This window comes from Pseudomonas sp. Marseille-Q7302 (genome assembly GCF_965111925.1).
The window spans coordinates 3,223,502-3,240,876 of the sequence record NZ_CBCOPK010000001.1 but is presented as its reverse complement, the minus strand read 5'-3'; the positions used below and the strand labels follow the sequence as shown (position 1 = coordinate 3,240,876).

The window sequence follows — 17,375 nt, the reverse complement described above, 5'->3', positions numbered from 1 at the left end:
AGGCTGGCGCGTCATCCAAGCGGAGTTCTCCATGAGCCAAGCAGTCACCCCCGCCTTCGCCGAAGAGCCGCTCGAAGCCACCGAGATCCGTGTCCTCGGCAGTCTGATCGAAAAGCAGCTGACCACGCCGGAAAGCTATCCCCTGACCCTCAACGCGCTGGTGCTGGCCTGCAACCAGAAGACCAGTCGCGAACCGGTACTGAACCTCACCCCAGGCGAAGTGGGGCAGGGGCTGCGACGGTTGGAGGAGCGTGGCCTGGCGCGTCTGGTCATGGGCAGTCGTGCGGACCGCTGGGAACAGCGCCTCGACAAGGCACTGGAGCTGCCGCCGCCGCAGTGGGTCCTCTGCGCGCTGCTGTTCCTGCGCGGTCCCCAGACCCTGGGCGAATTGCTCGCGCGCAGTACCCGGATGCATGCCTTCGACGATACCGAGCAGGTGCGCCATCACCTGGAGCGGCTGATCGCTCGCGGCCTGGCCACCGGGCTTGGGCGCCAGCCGGGTCAGCGGGAAGAACGCTACCTGCATCTGTTCGGCAACGCGGCTGAACGCGATGCCCAGGTCGCGCAACTCGGCAGTACCTCCGATGGCGGTCCGTCCGTGGGCGGACGCGAAGGCCGGCTGGAGGTCCTGGAAGCCCGGATCGCCGCCCTCGAAGAGCGCCTGGCGCGCTTGGAAGAGAGTGCTCAGCGCGGATAGAGCGGCGGCAGGGTGTCGTGTACCGCCGCCGGTGTCAGCGGCGGCAGGGCGTTGATCGCCTGCCACAGGGTCTCGCCCTGCCAGCGCTGACCGGCTTCGCTGTACAGGGCGCCGTTGAGGTCGTCGAGGGCGGCCGCCAGGGGTTCGAAGCGGGCGCCCATGGCTGCCAGGGTTTCCGGTTGTTGCCGGGCCCAGGCATCCAGGGCGTGGCGCGTCGCATGGGGATCATTGCTCTGGCAGGCGCGGCGCAGCTCTTCGCGCTGCACGCGGCTGTCCACGTCCGGCACGGCCGGGAGTACCGCCGGTTGGCGCCGGGCGCGCCACCAGAGGCCGAAGCCAAGCAGCGTGGTGAGCGCGAAGAAGGCGGTCGCCAGCTGCCAGCGCCAGAGTCCGCGGTCGCCCGTGGTGACCTTGACCACCGTCGGCGTGGCGGTTGGCTGCAGCGTCGGATCTTCGGCCACCACCAGGGGCTGGGCGGGCAGGGTAGCGCGCTCCAGGGTATCGGTTTCGGTATTCCACCAGACCACTTCCACCGGTGGCAGCAACTTGTCGCCGCTGCTGGTGGGAATCAGGGCGACGCGTTCTTCGCGTTGCCCGACCAGGCCACGCGCCTGGGTTTGCAGGGACAGCCGCGGCTGCTCGGCATAGCGTTTCACGCCTTCTATCTCGGGCAATACCAGCGGCGGCAGCTGACCCGGTGCCAGGCCTTCGGCACGTACCTGCAGGGTACGGGTCAGGGCGCTGCCTTCCCGGGCATTTTCCGGGGCGGGATTCCACTGCTGCGTCAGGGTCAGGCTGCGCGCCGGAACCCAGGGGGTCTGCGGCGGATAACTGGCCGGTTGTGGCAGAACCTCCAGGGTCAGCGCCGGAGTGCGCAGCTGGATCGGCTGGCCAGCGCGCGAGCTGTCGTCGAGGCCACCGGCGAGGGTGGCGCTGAAGGTCTGGGGCGGCAGGACCAGGGTGCCGCTCTGCAGCGGATGGATGGCGTAGCGCCATTCGATCACGCCATGACGGACGCCATCGACGTCGCGCTCATAGACGTTTGGCGTACCCAGCAGGTCGACCCGCGCGTCGCTGGGATTGGGTGGGGTGAGCACATGGTCGTCGTAGAGCGCTACCGCGTGGTAGAGGCGGATGGTCAGGATGGTTTCCGCCTGCACATAGAGCCTGGGGCGATCCACCGCGGCTTCCAGATAGACTGGCTCCCGCGTCTGGCGCTTGGTGGCGGGGGCCGCCACGGTGACGGTCAGCGGCTGACTGTGGGCACCGCCCAGGCTGAGTGCGGGAATGATGAGGGCGCCGCTGGCCTTGGGTTGCAGGGTCACGTTCCAGCGGGTGGTTACCTGCTCGCCCGGCGGCAGGCTGTTCTGGCGCACCCCGAGCACCTTGAAGTCCTGCTCCAGCGGGGCGAGATCGGGTTTGCCGAACTGGGCGGGATCGGTGGTCTCGAGAATGAGCTCCAGGGTCTCGTTCTGGCTGAGCTGACTGCGTTCCAGGCGAGCGCTGAGATCCGCCGCCTGGACGAGTGGCGCGAGCAGCGCCAGGGGCAGCAGCAATGGATAGGACTTCATTGCAGCGCGTTCTCCTCGCGTTGTTGCTGCTGATACCAGAACTTGCGGCGCAGCAGCTCGGCCGGATTGTCGGGGATTTCCCGCAGCCACTGTTCGGCGGCCTGGTGCTGTTCTTCCGCCAGGGAGTTGTCGGGCACGGACGGGCTGACGAGCCAGTCCGCACCGGCCTGGGCCTGCTGCTGCGGGTTGGCCGCAGCAGTGGCGTCCGGGGTGGCGGTGCTGGCGCTGGCAGGTTCGTCGGCTTGGGCGCTGCTCTGGTTGGCAGCTTGGGCCTTGCGGCTACGTGCGGCGGCGTCGGCCTGCGCCGCGGCGGCGCGCTGGGCAAGCAGACGCTCGAGGCGGTTGCGATTGCGCAGCGCCGCGGTCAGATCCGGACGCAGCACCAATGCCGCACGATAGGCGAGCAGGGCTTCTTCCAGGCGACCGGCCATGGCCAGCGCATTACCACGATTGTAGTGGCCGTCCGCCGAGGGATCCCGGGCGAAAGCCGCGGCGGCGCCAGTGAAGTCACCGGCCCGGTAGAGCGCCATACCGCGCCAGCGCTCGTCGGTAAACCGCTCGGCGGCCGCACCGGCCTGGTCGTCGCTGAGCAGCTGCAAGCCCTGCTGGTCACGGCGCAGCCAGAGATCGTCCCAGCTACCCGCGTGGACCGGAGGTGGCGTCAACAGCAGGCAGAAGGGCAGGCACAGCAGCCAGCCGCGGCGTGCGCCGCAGGCCACCAGTACCAACAGGGGCAGGAGCAGCAGGTAACCCTGGTCGCGCCAGTCGGAAGGCCCCTGGCCAGCGCTGGCGCGGACATCATCGGGCCGCTCCAGCAGCCCGAGCCGGCGCAGATCGCCGTCATCGCGCTGCAGACGCTGATAGCGTCCGCCCAGTTCGCGGGCGATGCCTTGCAGGCGACCCTCGTCCAGTCGCGCGATGCGGATGCCGCCTGCGGCATCGCTCAGATAATTGCCTGTCTCGGCGGCCACCGGGGCACCCTGGGGCGTACCTGGTCCAAGGATGGCCAGTTGACGCAGACGGCCTTCCAGCTGGCGTTCGATACCCAGGCGCTCACGGTCGTCCAGCTCGCTGGTGATGAGCAGCAGCCGGGCGCTGGCACTGGGCGCAGGACCGAGCAGCTCCAGCGCCTTGGCGATCCCCAGATCGGCGCGCTGGCCGAGCACCGGCATGATCGAGGGGCGCAGCGCCTTGAGCAGGTTGTCCATGGTCGGCAGGTCGTCGGTCAGGGGCACCAGGGTATGGGCGCTACCGGCATAGACGACGATGGCGGTCTCACCGTCCTGGCGCGCCTTGAGCAGGTCCTGCAGCTTGCGCTGCACGGCCAGCAGGCGGTTGGGGACGACATCGGTGGCGAGCAGGTCCGGCGTCAGGGCCAGGACCACCACCAGGGGATCGTTGCGCCGGAAGTTCTGGGGTTCGCCCTGCTGCCAGCTGGGGCCGGCCAGAGCCAGGCAGGCCAGCAAGCCCGCCAGGCCCAGCAGGATCAGTCCGAGGGGGGAGCGCTGGCGTTCGCTGTCGGCGAGCAGCCAGGGATGCAGCGCTGGCGGCAGCAGCGCCTCCCAGCGACCGTGACGATGGCGACGCTGGCGCAACGACCAGATCACCAGGGCGACTGGCAGCAGGGCCAGCAGCCAGTAGGGACGCAGGAACAGCGGTAGCCAATCGCTCATGTGGCCTTGCCTCCGCGCCGCCAGCGGCGGGGCCACGGCAGGCGCCCGAGCGCTAGGGTCAGGCCGAGCAGCAGCGCCGCGGCCAGGGGCCAGGCATAGAGCTCGCGAGTGGGACGGGCCTGGTCGGGTTGCTGACGGATGGGTTCGAGGCGGTCGAGTTGCCGCGACACGGCCGCCAGTTCGGCGCTGGATCTCACCCGGAAGTAGGCGCCGTTGGTGAGGTCGGCGAGATGCCGCAGCATGGGTTCATCGAGATCGCTGGGCGTTGCGCCGACACCCAGGGCATCCGGTTCGGCGCCGATCCCCAAGGTATAGACGCGCACCCGCTCACTCGCGGCCAGGGTCGCCGCGACCTCGGGTGTCACCACGCCGCCATTGCTGGCACCATCGGTGACCAGGATCAGGGTCCGACTGTTGTCCGGGCGCTTGCGCAGGTGCTTGACCGCCAGGCCCACCGCGTCACCCACCGCCGTATTGCGCCCGGCCAGGCCAATCTGGGCTTCCTCCAGCAGGGCATGCACGGTACGCCGATCGGCGGTCAGGGGCGCCTGGAGATAGGCCTGGGAGCCGAACAGGATCAGCCCGACGCGATCACCCTGGCGGCTGTCGATGAAGCGCCCCAGCAGCTGCTTGACCAGGGTCAGGCGGCTGACGCTTTCGTCGCCCAGCTGCATGTCCTGGGTATCCATGGAGCCGGAGACGTCCACCGCCAGCAGCAGGTCGCGCCCGCTCACGTCCAATGGCTGGGGCGGCCCCACCCACTGCGGGCGGGCGGCGGCGGCCAGCAGCAGCAACCAACCCAGCAGATAGGGCAGCAGGCGTCGGGCCCCGACCAGGCCGCCGGCGCGACTGGTGCGTCCGCCCAGGTGTTCGAGTTCGCTGAGGAAGTCGACCCGCAGGGCTGCCTGGCCGCTGTCGGCGGCCGGCAGCAGCAGGCGCAGCAGCCAGGGCAGGGGCGCCAGCAGCCACAGCCAGGGCCAGGCGAATTCAAACATGCTTGCGGATCCAGGTGGCGACGGCATCCTGCAGGCCGTCGATGGTGCGGTCGTCCAGCCGACAGTCCGGGCGATAGCCGCCGTCGACCAGGATCATGTAGCGCGTCAGGCCGGCGGCAGGGCAGCGGGAATCGAGAAAGGCCAGCCAGTCCCGCCCGCTCAGGGTCTGGCTGAGCTGATCCGGATAGCTGGCGCGGCTGAGCCGCTTGAGCAGGGCGTTCAGCGCCTGCAGCCAGGGACCGGCCGGGCCGCCGTAGGGGCGGGGTAGCTGGGCCAGTTCGGCCAGCGCGGTGGTGCGCAGATCCTCTTCGGTGGTCGGTTCCGCCACGGTGATGCGGGTCAGCGGTCGCCGGCCGCGGCGATGACGGAGAAAGAAGGCCAGCGCCACCAGGATCAGCGCCAGCAGCCACCAGCCCGGCGCCGGCGGCCACCAGACGGGTTCCGGGGGCAGCCGCAGCGGCTCCAGGTTGGGTGCGCCGGGGCTCACGAGGCATACCCTGGGCGATGTTGCCGCAAGAGATGCCGCAACTGCTCGACCAGGTCGTCCGCCGTGGACAGCGGCAGCAGCGGAATGCCCAGGCGCAGGCTGAGTTCCGTCCAGCGCTCGCGGCGTTGCGCAGCCTGTTCGGCATAGCCCTGACGCACGTCGCTGCGGTCGGTATCCAGTTCCACTTCGGCCTGGCCGCTGGTGAAGCGCAACAGGCCGGCCTGGGGCAATTCGTGATCGAGCGGATCGGAAAGCGGTAGCAGGACCAGGTCGCTGTGCCGCGAGAGCAGCGTGAGGTGCTGTTCGGTGGCCACGTCCAGACTGCGCTCGTCGCAGATCACCAGCGCCAGGCTGCCCGGACGCAGCACTTCGCGGGCGCGGCGCAATACCTGGTTGAAGCTGATACGCGGCACCTGAGCCAATGCCGGATCCCGCAGCGCCCGGTTGGCATTGACCAGGTGATCGAAGAAGCGCAGCAGATTCTGCTTGCTGCGCCGCGGCCGCACCTCGTGCAGGCGCTCGCCACCAAAGATCATGCCGCCGATGCGGTCGTTGTGCTCCAGCACCGCCCAGCCGATCAGCGCGGCCAGGCGTCCGGCCAGCACTGACTTGAATTGCTGGCAGGTGCCGAAGAAGGTGCGCGGACTCTGCTCCAGCAGCAGATAGACCGGCCGCTCGCGTTCTTCGTGGAACAGCTTGGTGTGGGGCTCGCGGGTGCGGGCGGTGACGCGCCAGTCGATGGCCCGTACGTCGTCACCGGGCTGATAGGCCCGTACCTGGTCGAAGTCCACGCCGCGACCGCGCAGGCGCGAATGGTGCAGGCCGATCAGCGGGCTGCGCCGTCCGGCAGCGGAAAACAGCTGCACCTCGACTACCCGGTGGCGCATCTCGATGAGCTCGGCCAGGCCCAGGGTCACGCCGTCGCGCTCGGCCATCTCAGGCCACGGCCACCAGATCGAGGATGCGCTGCACCACCCGGTCATGGTCGATACCGGCGGCCTCCGCCTCGAAGGACAGGATGACGCGATGACGGAGGACGTCGAAGACCACCGCCTGGATGTCTTCCGGGCTGACGAAGTCCCGCCCCGCCAGCCAGGCATGGGCGCGAGCGCAGCGATCCAGGGCGATGGAGCCGCGCGGACTGGCGCCATAGGTGATCCAGTGCGCCAGGTCCTGGTCGAAACGGCCCGGGGTACGGGTCGCCATGATCAGCTGGACCAGGTACTCCTCCACGGCGTCGGCCATGTACAGCCCGAGCACCTCGCGGCGCGCGGCGTTGATGGCCGCCTGGGTGACGCGCTCGGTCGGCAGGGTCTCGCCGTCCAGGGCCTCGCCACGGGCCTGCGCCAGGATGCGGCGCTCCACCGAGGCGTCCGGATAGCCGATCTTGACGTGCATCAGGAAACGGTCGAGCTGGGCCTCGGGCAGGGGATAGGTGCCTTCCTGCTCGATGGGATTCTGGGTGGCCATCACCAGGAAGAGGTCGGGCAGGGGATAGGAGGTGCGGCCGATGCTCACCTGGCGCTCGGCCATGGCCTCCAGTAGCGCCGACTGCACCTTGGCTGGTGCCCGGTTGATCTCGTCGGCCAGGACCAGGTTGTGGAAGATCGGCCCCTGCTGGAAGGAGAAGGTCGCCGTGTCCGGGCGATAGATCTCGGTGCCGGTGATGTCGGCGGGCAGCAGGTCGGGGGTGAACTGGATGCGGTGGAAGTCTGCCTCCAGGCCTTCGGCCAGGTCCTTGATGGCCTTGGTCTTGGCCAGCCCCGGGGCGCCTTCCACCAGCAGGTGACCATCCGCCAGCACGGCGATGAGCAGGCGCTCCACCAGGGTTTCCTGGCCAAGGATCTGGCTGGTCAGGTAGGTGCGAAGCACCTGCAGAGCGTCACGGTGAGCCATGGGGCATCCTGAATACGGCGCTGGAGCGGTCAAAGGTGCGCAATTTTACTGCAAGTGGCGGCTGCCGCCCATGCCTGCGCTGGCGTCGCATTCAGAGCAGTTTTTGACGAAATTTTGACGCGGGTCTGGTCAGGCTGGGCGGCTGTCGGCGCGGCCAAGGTCTCGCTTCGCTCAACCAGTGCGTGCCAAGACTGGCGTGATCGCGCCGGAGGGTTAAACTCCCACGCCTGCCGACCGCGCTCGAGGCCTCTGTGTGGCCGATCTCGTGCCGCTGGCCATTCGTCGCGAATCCCTGCTGCTTTTGACAAGGTGTTTTCATGTCGCAAACGGAAGTCCCCCAATCCCCACGCGCCGCTGGCGTCCGGCCGGTGCCAACGCTGGGCAGCCACCTGAGTTTCGTCTTGGGCTGCGGCCTGGCGCTGATGGTCATGTTCACCCTGCTGCGCCTGGCGATGCTGGGCTACAACACCGATCTGATCGGTGAGTCGCCCTTCGCGACCTTTGCCGAAGCCTTCTTCAACGGCGCCCGCTTCGACCTGCGCCTGGTGGTCTATATCTGTGCGCCCTCGCTGTTCTGCCTGTTCAGCCTGAGAGCCATGGCCGCACGCCGGCTGCAGGCCAGCTGGTTCACCCTGGCCGCCAGCCTCTGTCTGTTGCTGGGCGTCGGCGAGCTGAATTTCTATCGGGAATTCCACCAGCGGTTGAACAGCCTGGTCTTCCAGTACCTGCAGGAAGACCTGCACACCGTCACCAGCATGATCTGGAACGGCTTCCCGGTGGTACGCCTACTGCTGGCCTGGGCCGTAGCGACCCTGCTGCTGGGACTGGTGTTCTTTGGTATCGAGCGGGCTACCCGCCGCCATGCCGCGCCAAAGCCTGCGGCCTGGTATCGCCGGGGTGCGGTATTCATGCTCTGCCTGGTGGTGGCCGTCATCGCCGCGCGTGGCACCCTGAGATCCGGTCCGCCGCTGCGCTGGGGCGATGCCTATACCACGGACTCCATGTTCGCCAACCACCTCGGCCTGAACGGCACCCTGACGCTGATCGATGCGGCCGAGAACAGCTTCTCCGATCACCGCGACAACAGCTGGAAGGCGACCATGCCCGCCGCCGATGCGCTGGCGGTTACCCGGCAGATGCTGCTGACCCCGCGCGATGAGCTGATCGACGCCGACAAGGCTGCCATTCGCCGGATCTACACCCCGCCTGCCGACGGCCAGTTGCCCAAGGTGCGTAACGTGGTGGTCATCCTCATGGAAAGCATGGCCGGGCGGTACATCGGCGCCCTGGGCAACGGAGACGGCATCACCCCGAACTTCGACGCCCTGGCCAAGCAGGGCACCCTGTTCACCCGCTTCTTCTCCAACGGCACCCATACCCACCAGGGCATGTTCGCCACCATGGCCTGCTTCCCCAACCTGCCGGCCTTCGAGTACCTGATGCGCATGCCCGAGGGTGCCCACCAGTTCTCCGGCCTGCCGCAGCTGCTCAGCACCCGTGGCTTCGACGACGTCTATGTCTACAACGGCAACTTCCAGTGGGACAACCAGTCCGGCTTCTTCAGCAACCAGGGCATGACCAGCTTCGTCGGGCGTGAGGACTTCGTGAATCCGGTGTTCATGGATCCGACCTGGGGCGTGTCCGACCAGGACATGTTCGACCGCTCGGTGCAGGAGCTGGACAAACTGGCCAAGGCGCCGGACGGCAAGCCTTTCTATGCGCTCTTGCAGACCCTGTCCAACCACACCCCCTATGCGCTGCCCAAGGACCTGCCGGTCGCGCCGGTCACCGGCCATGGCTCGCTCGACGAACACCTCACCGCCATGCGCTACGCCGACTGGTCGCTGGGCCAGTTCTTCGCCAAGGTCAAGCACGAGCCCTGGTACCAGGACACCCTGTTCGTGATCCTTGGCGACCACGGCTTCGGCAACAACGAGCAGATCACCGAGATGGACCTGTCGCGCTTCAACGTACCGCTGCTGCTGATCGGTCCGGGCGTGCAGGAAACCTTTGGCGCCCGTCGCGATACCGTGGGCAGCCAGATCGACGTGGTGCCCACCGTGCTGGCGCGCTTCGGCAAGCCGACTCAGCACCAGTGCTGGGGCCGTGACCTGCTGGGCCTGCCCCAGGGCGATCAGGGCGTGGCCGTGATCAAGCCGTCGGGCAGCGACCAGACCGTGGCCCTGGTGACCGGCGATCACATCCTGGTCAAGCCGCGTGACCGGGACGCCGTGCTCTATCGCTATCACCTGGGTACCCAGGCCGGCGGCGAGGTGATCAAGGGTGACGCCAATGCGCCCGAGTTGCAGAAACGCCTTGAAGCCTTCATCCAGACCGCCACGGCCAGCCTGCTCGGCAACACCACCGGCATGAACGACAGCAAGGCCGCCGCCGCCCAGCGGCAGTGACGCTCGTCTAAAAAGAAAGGCCGCCCGAGGGCGGCCTTTCTTTTTGCTGACAGAGATCAGGCCGCGATGACCACGTCCTCGGCTTGCAGGCCCTTGTCCCGCTGGATCACCGAGAACTCCACGCGCTGGCCTTCCATCAGCACCCGATGACCTTCGCCACGGATCGCGCGGAAGTGCACGAAGATGTCGTCGCCGGTATCGCGGGAGATGAAGCCGAAGCCCTTGGAGGTGTTGAACCACTTCACCGTGCCATGCTCGCGGTCATCGGCCAGCGGACGTGCCGGGGCGGGGGCTGCAGCCGCGCGTGCCACCGGGCGTGGACGCGCCTCGGCATCGGCCGTGAGAGCACTGCCGGCCGGCCCACGAAACTTTTCCGGCAGGCTGGCCAGGGCGGCGACCAGGGTCAGCCCCAGCGGCAGCAGTTCAGCCGGCAGGCCGCCGATCTGCTCGAGGGGCGCCAGCAGGATGAAGGTCTGGGCCACGACGGCGATCACCAACAGGGCGCTGGCGAGTTTCTGGGCGCCACTGCTGCGGCTGCGGGAGAAGGGCGTGAAGAGAAGGGTGGCAAGACCCAGCAGGGCCAGATGGATGGACTCGGGTTGATCGAAGGACGAGGTGTCGGACTGCAGTCCGGGAATAGCCGATAACAGGAGCGCGGCAGCGCCCACCACGACATGGACAGTAGATAACGTGTTCAATGTGAAATCACCTTGGGTTCAAGAACACGGGTCTGCCGAAACTGCCGGTACGTTGCCCGACAGCGGAGTGACCCGGCGCAAAACGCGCATCCTTATTAAACCCAAAAGGTGAGGGCTGCTCAATCGTGGCACCGTCGCCGGTCGTGGCCGGCGACGGTGCTCTGACTCAGGCGGCGAGCAGGCTGCGCAGCATCCAGGCGGTCTTCTCGTGGGTCTGCATGCGCTGGGTCAGCAGATCGGCGGTGGGCTCGTCATTGACCTTGTCCAGCAGCGGGAAGATGCCCCGCGCAGTACGCACCACGGCTTCCTGACCCTGCACCAGCAGGCGGATCATCTCCTGGGCGTCCGGTACCCCTGCTTCCTCCTTGATGCTCGACAGGCGCGCATAGGCAGCGTAGGTGCCCGGTGCCGGGAAGCCCAGGGCGCGGATACGCTCGGCGATGTCGTCCACCGCGACCGCCAGCTCGGTGTACTGGGTCTCGAACATCAGGTGCAGGGTGTTGAACATCGGCCCGGTGACGTTCCAGTGGAAGTTGTGGGTCTTCAGATAGAGGGTGTAGGTGTCGGCCAGGAGGCGCGACAGGCCCTCGGCGATCTCGGCGCGATCCTGTTCGGCGATTCCGATGTTGATTTCCATGCTGACGGCTCCTGTGCGTCGGTTGCGAAGGGCTTCGAGGCTATCACAGAACCGCTGGCCGTTTAGCCAGTGTTGGCATGTCGAGCTGCGTGCCCGGCTACGGTAAAATCGTGACGGATGATATAGAATCTCCCGCTCAGTCGAGCGCCCGGTCCTGCTGGCCCGGCGCCTCCACGCATTCAGCCTGTTCTAGAGAAGCGAAAACACGACCATGATGCGCAGCCACTATTGCGGCCAGTTGAACGAGAGCCTGGACGGCCAGGAAATCACCCTCTGCGGTTGGGTCCACCGCCGCCGTGACCACGGCGGGGTCATCTTCCTCGACATCCGCGATCGCGAAGGCCTGGCCCAGGTGGTGTTCGATCCGGATCGCGCCGAAACCTTCGCCAAGGCCGACCGCGTGCGCAGTGAATACGTGGTCAAGCTCACCGGCAAGGTGCGCCTGCGTCCCGAAGGTGCCCGCAATGCCAACATGGCCTCCGGTGCCATCGAGGTGCTGGGCTATGAGCTGGAAGTGCTCAACGAAGCGGAGACCCCGCCGTTCCCGCTCAACGAGTACACCGATGTGGGTGAAGAGACTCGCCTGCGCTATCGGTTCATCGACCTGCGTCGTCCGGAGATGGCCGAGAAGCTGAAGCTGCGTTCGCGCATCACCTCCAGCATCCGCCGCTACCTGGACGAAAACGGTTTCCTCGACGTGGAAACCCCGATCCTGACCCGGGCCACCCCCGAGGGTGCTCGCGACTATCTGGTGCCCAGCCGCACCCATCCCGGCAGCTTCTTCGCCCTGCCGCAGTCGCCCCAGCTGTTCAAGCAGCTGCTGATGGTCGCCGGCTTCGACCGCTACTACCAGATCGCCAAGTGCTTCCGTGACGAAGACCTGCGCGCCGACCGCCAGCCGGAATTCACCCAGATCGACATCGAGACCAGCTTCCTCGATGAAAAAGACATCATGGACATCACCGAGACCATGGTGCGCAACCTGTTCAAGGAAGTGCTGGACGTCGAATTCGGTACGCTTCCGCACATGACCCTGGCCGAAGCCATGCGTCGCTTCGGTTCGGACAAGCCGGACCTGCGCATTCCGCTGGAACTGGTGGACGTGGAAGACCAGCTCAAGGCCGTCGACTTCAAGGTCTTCGCCGGCCCGGCCAACGATCCCAAGTGCCGCGTCACTGCCCTGCGCGTACCGGGCGGGGCGAGCATGCCGCGCAAGCAGATCGACGACTACACCAAGTTTGTCGGCATCTACGGCGCCAAGGGCCTGGCCTACATCAAGGTCAACGAGCGCGCCGCTGGCGTCGAAGGCCTGCAGTCGCCCATCGTCAAGAACATCCCGCTGGACAACATCAATGTCATCCTGGACCGCGTTGGTGCGGTGGATGGCGACATCGTGTTCTTTGGTGCGGACAAGGCCAAGATCGTGTCCGAAGCCCTGGGTGCCCTGCGCATCAAGCTCGGTCACGACCTGAACCTGCTGACCTGTCAGTGGGCGCCGCTGTGGGTGGTCGACTTCCCGATGTTCGAGGAAAACGACGATGGCAGCCTGACCGCCATGCACCACCCTTTCACGTCGCCCAAGTGCAGTCCCCAGGAGCTCCAGGCCAACCCCGGTGCCGCGCTGTCGCGTGCCTACGACATGGTGCTTAACGGCACCGAACTGGGCGGCGGCTCCATTCGTATCCATGACAAGAAGATGCAGCAAGCCGTCTTCGAGGTATTGGGTATCAGCGAAGAGGAACAGGAAGAGAAGTTCGGCTTCCTGCTGGACGCCCTGAAGTTTGGCGCGCCGCCCCATGGTGGCCTGGCCTTCGGCCTGGATCGCCTGGTGATGCTGATGACCGGCGCCTCGTCGATTCGTGAAGTCATCGCCTTCCCGAAGACCCAGAGCGCGGCCGACGTCATGACCCAGGCGCCCGGCGCCGTCGACGCCAAGGCCCTGCGCGAGCTGCACATCCGCCTGCGCGAGCAGCCCAAGGCGGAATAAGCCTTACCGGAGGAGGGCGCCCAAGTCGGCGCCCTCCGTTTCCCTTTTTCATTGCGTCGCGGCCATCGCGGCCGGCGCAGTCTTTGTCAAGACATTGGAGTAGCTTATGGCCGGTCATTCCAAATGGGCCAACATCAAGCATCGCAAAGAACGCCAGGATGCCAAGAAAGGCAAGATCTTCACCAAGATCATCCGTGAGCTGACCGTGGCCGCGCGCCAGGGCGGTGGCGTTCCGGCCGACAACCCCCGTCTGCGTCTGGCGGTGGACAAGGCGCTCACCGCCAACATGACCCGCGACACCATCGACCGGGCCATCGCCCGTGGCGTGGGCGCCGGCGAAGGTGAGAACGTCGAGGAACTGACCTATGAAGGCTACGCCCCGAGTGGCGTCGCCATCATCGTCGAGGCCATGACCGACAACCGCAACCGCACCGCGGCCGAAGTCCGGCATGCCTTCAACAAGTGCGGTGGCAACCTGGGCACCGATGGTTCGGTCGCCTATCTGTTCGAGCGCAAGGGCCAGATCAGCTACGCCCCCGGCCTGGACGAAGACGCCCTGATGGAAGCCGCTCTGGAAGCGGGTGCCGATGACGTGGTGGCCAACGATGATGGCTCCATCGACGTCTTCACCAGCTTCGCCGACTTCATCGCCGTCAACGAAGCCCTGACCGCTGCCGGCTACAAGGCCGACGAAGCCGAGGTGACCATGATCCCCTCGACTTCCGCGACCCTGGACCTGGACACCGCGCAAAAGGTGCTCAAGCTGATCGACATGCTCGAAGACCTGGACGACGTGCAGAACGTCTATTCCAACGCCGAAATCCCCGACGACGTCATGGCGCAGCTCGGCTGATGTCCCTTTACGAGCGCCTGCCGCCAGATGCTCCGGGCACCCTGGTCCTGGGTATCGATCCGGGCTCCCGGCTGACCGGCTTTGGCGTGGTGCGCGACACCGGGCGCGGCTGCGAATACGTGGCCTCGGGCTGCATCCGTACCGGTAACGGTCCGTTGCCGGAACGGTTGCAGATCGTCTATCGCGGGGTGCGCGACGTCATCGCCCAGTACGGGCCGGTCACCATGGGTATCGAGCAGGTGTTCATGGCGCGCAATGCCGATTCGGCGCTCAAGCTGGGTCAGGCCCGCGGCGCGGCCATCGTGGCCGGCGCCGAGGGTGGCCTGGAGATCTCCGAGTACACCGCGAGCCAGGTCAAGCAGGCCGTGGTTGGCAACGGCGGGGCGGACAAGCAGCAGGTGATGCTGATGGTCATGCACCTGCTGCGGCTGACCGAAAAGCCGCAGATCGACGCCTCCGACGCCCTGGCCATCGCCCTGTGCCATGCCCATACCCGGCAGAGTCTGGTGCCCCATGGCCTGTTGGCGACCCGTCGACGCGGCGGCCGGCTGCGTCTCTAGCTTCATCCGTTCAAACATCTCGCTCCAGAAGTAGGAAGGTATCCCTGTGATCGGTCGTCTACGTGGCACCCTGGCGGAAAAGCAGCCGCCCCATCTCCTGCTCGACGTGGGCGGAGTCGGCTACGAGGTCGAAGTGCCCATGACGACCCTTTATCGGCTGCCGGCCCAGGGCGAGGTCGTCACATTGCATACCCACCTCGTGGTACGGGAAGATGCGCACCTGCTGTACGGGTTCGGTGAAAAACGCGAGCGTGAGCTGTTTCGCGAGCTGATCCGGCTCAACGGTGTCGGTCCCAAGCTGGCCCTGGCGTTGATGTCCAGTCTCGAGGTGGATGAATTGGTTCGCTGTGTGCAAGCCCAGGACACGGCCGCCCTGGTCAAGGTGCCCGGGGTGGGCAAGAAGACCGCCGAGCGCCTGCTGGTCGAGCTGAAGGACCGTTTCAAGGCCTGGGAAAATCTGCCCGCGATCGCTCCCCTGGTGCTACCGAACCAGGCCTCCGTCGCGGCCAGTGCCGAGGCTGATGCGGTCAGCGCCCTGGTCTCCCTGGGCTTCAAGCCCCAGGAAGCCAGTCGCGCCGTCGCCGCCGTGGAAGGGGAAGACCTTTCCAGCGAGGAACTCATCCGTCGCGCCCTGAAGGGCATGGTCTGATCCCATGATAGAAACCGATCGAATCATCTCGGCCGGTGGCCGCGACCGCGAGGAGGTCCAGGATCGCGCTATCCGTCCAGTGCGCCTGGCGGACTATATCGGCCAGCCCGTGGTGCGCGACCAGATGGGTCTGTTCATCCAGGCGGCGAAGGGCAGGGGAGAGGCACTCGACCACACCCTGATCTTTGGTCCGCCCGGTCTGGGCAAGACCACCCTGGCCAATATCATCGCCCAGGAAATGGGCGTTTCCCTGAAAAGCACCTCTGGTCCCGTGCTAGAGCGCCCGGGCGATCTCGCCGCCTTGCTGACCAATCTGGAAGCGGGCGACGTGCTGTTCATCGACGAGATCCATCGGCTGTCGCCCATCGTCGAGGAGGTACTCTATCCGGCGATGGAGGACTACCAGCTCGACATCATGATCGGCGAGGGCCCGGCCGCGCGCTCCATCAAGCTGGATCTGCCGCCTTTCACCCTGGTGGGCGCGACCACCCGCGCCGGGATGCTGACCAATCCCCTGCGTGACCGCTTCGGGATCGTCCAGCGCTTGGAGTTTTACGGCACGGCGGACCTGGCTACCATCGTTAGCCGTTCGGCCGGCATCCTCGGTCTCGCCATCGAAGCCGAAGGCGCCCTGGAAATCGCCCGCCGCGCGCGCGGTACGCCACGGATCGCCAACCGTCTGCTGCGCCGGGTGCGGGACTTCGCCGAAGTACGCGGGCAGGGCCATATCAGCCACGACATCGCCAGTCGCGCGCTTGATCTGCTGGATGTCGATGCCCAAGGCTTCGATCATCAGGATCGCCGCCTGTTGCTGACCATGATCGACAAGTTCGATGGCGGTCCGGTCGGGGTCGACAGCCTTGCCGCTGCCATCAGCGAAGAGCGTCACACCATCGAAGACGTGTTGGAACCCTATCTGATCCAGCAAGGCTATATCATGCGCACGCCGCGCGGGCGGGTGGTGACCCGACATGCCTATCTGCATTTCGGGCTCAATCTGCCCTCTCGTCTGGTCCAGGGTGGTACGCCCGATCTGTTCGAGCTCAATGGTAACTAAATGCAGTTGCGAACATTTCTGATTGGCAACGGCGAGGCTAGGTTCTAGAGTATGCACGCGCAATCGCGGAGCCCGTCGCCGTCCGTCCTCAGGTGTCGTGTCTACTACGAAGATACCGATGCCGGCGGCATCGTCTACTACGTCAACTACCTCAAGTTCATGGAACGCGCCCGCACCGAGCGACTGCGCGCGCTGGGCTATGCCCAGTCCGAACTCGCTCGGGACAATCTGCTCTTCGTCGTCCACAGCAGCGAAGCGCGCTACCATGCGCCCGCGCGCCTGGATGACGAATTGTTGATCGGTGCCGAGGTGGTCGAAGCGAAGCGTGCCAGCCTCAGGTTTCACCAGGAGGTTCGGCGAGCTAAGGATGATGTCCTGCTCTGTGAAGGGTGGGTGACGGTCGCCTGTGTGCGTGCCGACAGCTTCAGGCCCAGGGCCATGCCCGAGGCCATGCGAACGGTTCTTGCCGGAAATCCGGCGTCAATTCAATCAGGAGATTAAGCGTGCAACCCAACGTCGACCATACGTCCATGTGGAGCCTCATCGCCAACGCCAGTCTGGTGGTGCAATTGGTGATGCTCATCCTGGTCGCAGCCTCTGTCACGTCCTGGATCATGATCATCCAGCGTAGCAATGCCATGCGCGCCGCCAAGCGTTCCCTGGATACCTTCGAAGAGAAATTCTGGTCGGGCATCGATCTGTCCAAGCTGTACCGCCAGGCCGGCAGCAACCCCGATCCGGATTCCGGCGTCGAGCAGATCTTCCGCGCCGGTTTCAAGGAGTTCTCCCGTCTGCGTCAGCAGCCCGGTGTGGATCCCGATGCCGTGATGGAAGGTGTCTCGCGCGCCATGCGCGTGGCCATCTCCCGTGAGGAAGAAAAGCTCGAGCAAGCCCTGCCGTTCCTGGCCACCGTCGGTTCCACCAGCCCCTATGTCGGTCTGTTCGGTACCGTCTGGGGCATCATGAACTCCTTCCGCGGCCTGTCCACTGCGCAGCAGGCGACCCTGGCCACCGTAGCGCCCGGCATCGCCGAAGCCCTGATCGCCACCGCCATCGGTCTGTTCGCTGCCATTCCCGCCGTCGTGGCCTACAACCGCTTCGCCGCCCGTTCGGAAATGCTGATCAACCGCTACTACACCTTTGCGGACGAATTCCAGGCCATCCTGCACCGCAAAGTCCACACCAGCGACGAATAAAGAGGTATCCC

Annotated in this window: 17 protein-coding genes and 1 pseudogene; 9 read left to right on the top strand and 9 right to left on the bottom strand. The window is 66.3% G+C overall.

The features are described 5' to 3' along the window. The first annotated feature begins 31 nt into the window (after window positions 1-31). Complete coding sequence (locus ACWPW1_RS15085) at window positions 32-697, top strand: YceH family protein (protein WP_454253336.1); 666 nt, start codon at window positions 32-34, stop codon at window positions 695-697. On the opposite strand, the gene ACWPW1_RS15080 is transcribed toward ACWPW1_RS15085, so the two are convergent. From ACWPW1_RS15080 to ACWPW1_RS15055, 6 genes are read right to left on the bottom strand one after another with little or no spacing between them, the layout of a single operon-like run. After that, complete coding sequence (locus ACWPW1_RS15080; RefSeq protein WP_454253335.1) at window positions 685-2,268, bottom strand: BatD family protein; 1,584 nt, start codon at window positions 2,266-2,268, stop codon at window positions 685-687. The genes ACWPW1_RS15085 and ACWPW1_RS15080 overlap by 13 nt on opposite strands. Then, window positions 2,265-3,941, bottom strand: a complete 1,677-nt coding sequence (locus ACWPW1_RS15075; RefSeq protein ID WP_454253334.1) for a tetratricopeptide repeat protein — start codon at window positions 3,939-3,941, stop codon at window positions 2,265-2,267. Before ACWPW1_RS15075 ends, ACWPW1_RS15080 begins: the two co-directional genes overlap by 4 nt. Further along, complete coding sequence (locus ACWPW1_RS15070; protein WP_059315521.1) at window positions 3,938-4,936, bottom strand: VWA domain-containing protein; 999 nt, start codon at window positions 4,934-4,936, stop codon at window positions 3,938-3,940. The genes ACWPW1_RS15075 and ACWPW1_RS15070 overlap by 4 nt, the downstream gene beginning before the upstream one ends. Then, the gene (locus ACWPW1_RS15065; RefSeq protein WP_271655456.1) at window positions 4,929-5,423 is read right to left on the bottom strand and encodes a DUF4381 domain-containing protein; all 495 of its coding nucleotides are present in this window, start codon (window positions 5,421-5,423) and stop codon (window positions 4,929-4,931) included. Before ACWPW1_RS15065 ends, ACWPW1_RS15070 begins: the two co-directional genes overlap by 8 nt. Then, a complete protein-coding gene (locus ACWPW1_RS15060) occupies window positions 5,420-6,358 on the bottom strand; it encodes a DUF58 domain-containing protein (protein WP_271655455.1) in 939 nt (312 codons plus the stop codon). Before ACWPW1_RS15060 ends, ACWPW1_RS15065 begins: the two co-directional genes overlap by 4 nt. 1 nt (window position 6,359) lies before the next feature. Continuing rightward, on the bottom strand, window positions 6,360-7,319 hold the full coding sequence (locus tag ACWPW1_RS15055; protein WP_059315518.1) for an AAA family ATPase: 960 nt from the start codon (window positions 7,317-7,319) through the stop codon (window positions 6,360-6,362). Window positions 7,320-7,636: 317 nt separating this feature from the next. Here ACWPW1_RS15055 and ACWPW1_RS15050 point away from each other — a divergent pair, with 317 nt between their 5' ends. Beyond that, window positions 7,637-9,727 carry an LTA synthase family protein gene (locus ACWPW1_RS15050; RefSeq protein ID WP_454253333.1) on the top strand — a complete coding sequence of 697 codons (2,091 nt, stop codon included), beginning with the start codon at window positions 7,637-7,639 and terminating at the stop codon, window positions 9,725-9,727. A gap of 56 nt (window positions 9,728-9,783) precedes the next feature. On the opposite strand, the gene ACWPW1_RS15045 is transcribed toward ACWPW1_RS15050, so the two are convergent. The 3 genes and pseudogenes from ACWPW1_RS15045 to ACWPW1_RS15035 form a co-directional block, all read right to left on the bottom strand. Continuing rightward, window positions 9,784-9,999: a cold-shock protein gene (locus ACWPW1_RS15045; RefSeq protein WP_454253930.1), complete on the bottom strand. Its 216-nt coding sequence runs from the start codon at window positions 9,997-9,999 to the stop codon at window positions 9,784-9,786. Between the two features lie 117 nt (window positions 10,000-10,116). Continuing rightward, a pseudogene (locus ACWPW1_RS15040) lies at window positions 10,117-10,425 on the bottom strand (cold shock domain-containing protein membrane protein); the annotation flags it as partial. 166 nt (window positions 10,426-10,591) lie between these two features. After that, window positions 10,592-11,062, bottom strand: coding sequence for a Dps family protein (locus ACWPW1_RS15035; RefSeq protein WP_059315515.1), 471 nt, complete (start codon window positions 11,060-11,062; stop codon window positions 10,592-10,594). A gap of 211 nt (window positions 11,063-11,273) precedes the next feature. On the opposite strand from ACWPW1_RS15035, the gene aspS reads away from it, so the two are divergent. The 7 genes from aspS (at window position 11,274) to tolQ (ending at window position 17,364) form a co-directional block, all read left to right on the top strand. Further along, window positions 11,274-13,049 (top strand): aspartate--tRNA ligase, encoded by a 1,776-nt coding sequence (gene aspS / locus ACWPW1_RS15030; protein ID WP_271655453.1) that lies wholly within the window; start codon window positions 11,274-11,276, stop codon window positions 13,047-13,049. A gap of 106 nt (window positions 13,050-13,155) precedes the next feature. Beyond that, a complete protein-coding gene (locus ACWPW1_RS15025; protein WP_454253332.1) occupies window positions 13,156-13,902 on the top strand; it encodes a YebC/PmpR family DNA-binding transcriptional regulator in 747 nt (248 codons plus the stop codon). After that, complete coding sequence (ruvC, locus tag ACWPW1_RS15020; protein WP_007160336.1) at window positions 13,902-14,462, top strand: crossover junction endodeoxyribonuclease RuvC; 561 nt, start codon at window positions 13,902-13,904, stop codon at window positions 14,460-14,462. The genes ACWPW1_RS15025 and ruvC overlap by 1 nt, the downstream gene beginning before the upstream one ends. 46 nt (window positions 14,463-14,508) lie before the next feature. Next, a complete protein-coding gene (gene ruvA, locus ACWPW1_RS15015) occupies window positions 14,509-15,111 on the top strand; it encodes a Holliday junction branch migration protein RuvA (protein ID WP_271655452.1) in 603 nt (200 codons plus the stop codon). A gap of 4 nt (window positions 15,112-15,115) precedes the next feature. Continuing rightward, window positions 15,116-16,168: a Holliday junction branch migration DNA helicase RuvB gene (gene ruvB / locus ACWPW1_RS15010; protein WP_454253331.1), complete on the top strand. Its 1,053-nt coding sequence runs from the start codon at window positions 15,116-15,118 to the stop codon at window positions 16,166-16,168. Between the two features lie 51 nt (window positions 16,169-16,219). After that, on the top strand, window positions 16,220-16,669 hold the full coding sequence (gene ybgC, locus ACWPW1_RS15005; protein WP_271655450.1) for a tol-pal system-associated acyl-CoA thioesterase: 450 nt from the start codon (window positions 16,220-16,222) through the stop codon (window positions 16,667-16,669). A gap of 2 nt (window positions 16,670-16,671) precedes the next feature. Beyond that, window positions 16,672-17,364, top strand: coding sequence for a protein TolQ (tolQ, locus tag ACWPW1_RS15000; protein WP_059315509.1), 693 nt, complete (start codon window positions 16,672-16,674; stop codon window positions 17,362-17,364). The last annotated feature ends 11 nt before the right edge of the window (window positions 17,365-17,375 follow it).

What these genes read in the sequence shown, in the direction of transcription:
- ACWPW1_RS15060 (WP_271655455.1), bottom strand. Translation starts at nt 6,358, where the DNA reads ATGGCCGAGCGCGACGGCGTGACCCTGGGCCTGGCCGAGCTCATCGAG.
- ACWPW1_RS15075 (WP_454253334.1), bottom strand. Translation starts at nt 3,941, where the DNA reads ATGAGCGATTGGCTACCGCTGTTCCTGCGTCCCTACTGGCTGCTGGCC.
- ybgC (WP_271655450.1), top strand. Translation starts at nt 16,220, where the DNA reads ATGCACGCGCAATCGCGGAGCCCGTCGCCGTCCGTCCTCAGGTGTCGT.
- aspS (WP_271655453.1), top strand. Translation starts at nt 11,274, where the DNA reads ATGATGCGCAGCCACTATTGCGGCCAGTTGAACGAGAGCCTGGACGGC.
- ACWPW1_RS15080 (WP_454253335.1), bottom strand. Translation starts at nt 2,268, where the DNA reads ATGAAGTCCTATCCATTGCTGCTGCCCCTGGCGCTGCTCGCGCCACTC.
- ACWPW1_RS15025 (WP_454253332.1), top strand. Translation starts at nt 13,156, where the DNA reads ATGGCCGGTCATTCCAAATGGGCCAACATCAAGCATCGCAAAGAACGC.
- ACWPW1_RS15050 (WP_454253333.1), top strand. Translation starts at nt 7,637, where the DNA reads ATGTCGCAAACGGAAGTCCCCCAATCCCCACGCGCCGCTGGCGTCCGG.
- ACWPW1_RS15085 (WP_454253336.1), top strand. Translation starts at nt 32, where the DNA reads ATGAGCCAAGCAGTCACCCCCGCCTTCGCCGAAGAGCCGCTCGAAGCC.
- ACWPW1_RS15055 (WP_059315518.1), bottom strand. Translation starts at nt 7,319, where the DNA reads ATGGCTCACCGTGACGCTCTGCAGGTGCTTCGCACCTACCTGACCAGC.
- ACWPW1_RS15035 (WP_059315515.1), bottom strand. Translation starts at nt 11,062, where the DNA reads ATGGAAATCAACATCGGAATCGCCGAACAGGATCGCGCCGAGATCGCC.
- ruvC (WP_007160336.1), top strand. Translation starts at nt 13,902, where the DNA reads ATGTCCCTTTACGAGCGCCTGCCGCCAGATGCTCCGGGCACCCTGGTC.
- ACWPW1_RS15070 (WP_059315521.1), bottom strand. Translation starts at nt 4,936, where the DNA reads ATGTTTGAATTCGCCTGGCCCTGGCTGTGGCTGCTGGCGCCCCTGCCC.
- ruvB (WP_454253331.1), top strand. Translation starts at nt 15,116, where the DNA reads ATGATAGAAACCGATCGAATCATCTCGGCCGGTGGCCGCGACCGCGAG.